The 3288-nt window shown below is 37.2% G+C and carries 4 protein-coding genes; 2 read left to right on the top strand and 2 right to left on the bottom strand.

The features are described from left to right. Both Q0Q99_RS01330 and Q0Q99_RS01325 read right to left on the bottom strand, forming a co-directional pair. On the bottom strand, positions 1 to 423 hold a 423-nt coding region (locus tag Q0Q99_RS01330; RefSeq protein ID WP_293890196.1), incomplete at its 3' end, for a hypothetical protein. 17 nt (positions 424 to 440) lie between these two features. After that, positions 441 to 1415: a polyprenyl synthetase family protein gene (locus tag Q0Q99_RS01325; protein ID WP_293890194.1), complete on the bottom strand. Its 975-nt coding sequence runs from the start codon at positions 1413 to 1415 to the stop codon at positions 441 to 443. 156 nt (positions 1416 to 1571) lie between these two features. Here Q0Q99_RS01325 and Q0Q99_RS01320 point away from each other — a divergent pair, with 156 nt between their 5' ends. Beyond that, positions 1572 to 2171, top strand: coding sequence for a TetR/AcrR family transcriptional regulator (locus tag Q0Q99_RS01320; RefSeq protein WP_293890192.1), 600 nt, complete (start codon positions 1572 to 1574; stop codon positions 2169 to 2171). Then, positions 2168 to 3288: TolC family protein (locus Q0Q99_RS01315; protein WP_293890190.1), on the top strand; the 1121-nt coding region annotated here is incomplete at its 3' end. The genes Q0Q99_RS01320 and Q0Q99_RS01315, both read left to right, overlap by 4 nt.

Here is a 3288-nt window from a genome sequence, read left to right as displayed (position 1 = left end):
CAGAGGGAAGTATAATTTTAATCTGCTTTCGTTCTTTATTGCAAATTGGGTGCGGGCAAAAACATAGCCGCTACCGTAGACAATCGCATGGCCAAAAGGGACGTACAGCGGGATTGGAGTTGTTCTGTAATGATACATGCCGAGCAATTTGCAGAAAATCAATTCCCCTATATAAGAAAGCGAAACCATCGCAAACAACAATTTCCTTAAATGCGAATCCGATGCATGAAAGAAAATTGAAAAATAGATTATGGCTAAAAAGTTGGTCAATTGCCTGCCGTCAAAATAATTTGCATTAAAAAAAACAGAGTCAATTCCTAAAGCAAATATTGTGAAAACGCCAAAAAACAATGCGCACAACAATTGTTCCTTTGCATTGGGATTGTCATTGGTAAACACCGATTGTTTGAAAAAATTAGCCATATCAAAAATTAGTACATCTAAACTTTTCTGCCCATCAGGTTCTCCCCAAAAGACTGGAGTTTATCTTTCTTTTCATTATCGATATTGATATTTTGCAAAGTATCGAAAGCTTTTAAAGTATATTCCTGAATAGTGTTTTGCGTAGCCTTTGAAGCGCCGGTTGCGTCGAAAATTTCTTTTACGGAAGTGATTTTATCAGTGTTGTCATCAGGCTGAATCGAAAACAAATGCATCAGTTGCTCGTTTTGTTCAACGCTTGCAAACTCGACGGCCTTTAGATAGAGATAAGTTTTTTTGTTTTCGATGATATCGCCGCCAAGCTGTTTTCCGAAAGTTTCGGGATCGCCGAACGCATCTAAATAATCATCTTGCAGTTGGAACGCAAGGCCAAGATTTAAACCAAAATCATAAATTAAGTTGGCATTTTCGACGGAAGTTTCGGCAATAATGGCACCCATTTTCATTGCGGCAGCGACCAGTACTGCGGTTTTATACTCTATCATTTTTAGGTATTCGGCAATCGTGACGTCTTCCCGGTTTTCAAAATCAATATCCCATTGTTGGCCTTCGCAAACTTCGAGCGCAGTTTTGCTGAACAACTTTGCTAAATCCCTGAAAACCGTTGGCTCGTAATGTTCGAAGTACTGATAGGCCTGAATCAGCATAGCATCGCCGGAGAGGATGCCTGTGTTGACATTCCATTTTTCATGGACGGTTTCTTTACCTCTTCGAAGCGGCGCATCGTCCATAATATCGTCATGAATCAGAGAAAAATTATGAAAAACCTCAACGGCCAAAGCAGCAGGCAGCGCTTTTTTATAGTCAGTATCGAAAACTTCGGCACTCATAAGTGTCAAAACCGGACGCATTCTTTTGCCGCCGAGACCCAGTATATAATGTATGGGTTCGTACAAATTCTTTGGCTCTTTGGTTTTGGATTGCAATTGTAAATAGTCTGAAATAAATTCCTGATACTGATAAATGGAGTGCATAAAGGTAATTTTCGGCTAATTTACAGTATTCAAGGTTGATTACAATCGACGATTTTTTATCAAATGTTAAATTAAATTAAATACTTTGAAAACTATTTTAGTATTTAAAGTTTCCGCTATAAATTTGCACCGGATTTAACCTAAAAAATTCACAAAATGAGAGAGAAAATAATGTCCAAAGCCGGCGAGCTATTTTTAAAACTAGGCTTTAAAAGTGTTACCATGGATGACATTGCAGCCGACATGTGTATATCAAAAAAAACAATTTATAAATATTTCTGCAATAAAGAGATTTTAATTGAAGAAAGCAGCGCAATAATGCACAAAGAAGTGCATCAGATTATTGACAGTATAATTAGGAAAAATTACAATGCCATTGCAGAAAATTTTGAAATCAGGAAGACATTCAAAGAGATGTTTAAAACTATAGATACGTCGCCGCTTTATCAGTTAAAAAAACATTATCCGGAGATTTATGAAAAAGTAATGTCAACAGAACTTACGGAATGCAACATGTATTTTAGGAAAAACATGGAAAAAGGAATTGAACAGGGACTATACCGAAAAGAGTTCAATATCGGAAGTTATATCCAATTTTATTACACGCTGATTTTTAGCATCAACTCAAACACCCGCTCTGAAAAAGAGGCTCAGCAACTAGAACTCGAAGCCCTGGAATACCATACCCGAGCTTTGGCAACAGCGGAAGGAATTATCGAACTTGAAAAACAAATGCAAAATACCAACACGCTATGAAGAAAATAATTTTGGTCGTCGTCCTAACTTTTGCGCTTGGCGCATACTCACAGGAAGTAAAATCGTTAACATTAAAAGATGCGATTAACTATGCTTTGACAAAAAAGTCGGATGCCAAAAAAGGCAAACTGCAGCTTGAAAACAGTGAATATAAAATTCAAGAGATACGATCTCGTGCACTGCCACAAATTTCGGCCAACGGGGGATTAATTTACAATCCTATTTTGCAAACTACTTTTCTTGATGCAGGATCTTTTGGCGGAGAGCCCGGAACTATTATTCAAGCAAATTTTGGACAGAAATGGGTATCCACAGCAGGTGTTTCTCTAACTCAGCCAATTTTTGACAAGTCTGTTTTTACAGGTTTGAAAGCGGCGCAAACGAGTCGGGAATTCTATCAAATCAATGACCAGCTGACCGAGGAGCAGGTTATTGAAAGGGTGGCGAACAATTACTATCAGGTTTATGTTCTAAGACAAAAACTTATCGTTATTGACAGCAATTACAGCAATACTAATAAAGTCAAAAATATTATCCGCGGTCAATTCGATAGCGGGCTTGCAAAAAAAATTGATTTGGACCGAATTATCGTAAAAGTTAGTAATATTGAAACGCAGCGTCAACAGGTTTTGAATGCGGTTCGGTTGCAGGAAAACACTTTGAAGTTTTATATGGGAATGCCGATTGAAACAAAAATAAATATACCGAAAACTCAATTTGAGGTCACGCCAATAGCATTTACAGAAACGTCAAATACGAGCAACCACAGCGAATATCAGCTTTTAAAAAAACAAGAACAGTTGCTAATGTTTCAAAAAACCGCAGAACAAGCGGCGTATTATCCAACTCTTTCGTTAACCGCAGGTTATAATTATATAGGCCAAGGTCCCAAAATGCCTTGGGGAGCAACTCCGGCTAAAAATGTCTATTGGTCTGATTATTCTGCAATCGGTTTAAATTTAAAAGTACCGATTTTTAACGGATTTGAAACACGTTCAAAAGTGAGACAGGCTGATATTAGTTTAAGGTCGTTGAAAGAAGATATTAATGATACAAAATTGCAACTTGATTTGGCATTTGAAAATTCAAAAATTCAAATCAATAACAGCATCACTAC

This window comes from Flavobacterium sp. (assembly GCF_025352425.1).
GTDB lineage: Bacteria > Bacteroidota > Bacteroidia > Flavobacteriales > Flavobacteriaceae > Flavobacterium.
The sequence above is the reverse complement of the archived record's forward strand: the minus strand, read 5'-3'. Positions and strand labels throughout refer to the sequence as shown.

Excerpts from the sequence above, each read along its gene's own strand:
- Q0Q99_RS01325 (WP_293890194.1), bottom strand. The coding sequence starts at position 1,415 with ATGCACTCCATTTATCAGTATCAGGAATTTATTTCAGACTATTTACAA.
- Q0Q99_RS01320 (WP_293890192.1), top strand. The coding sequence starts at position 1,572 with ATGAGAGAGAAAATAATGTCCAAAGCCGGCGAGCTATTTTTAAAACTA.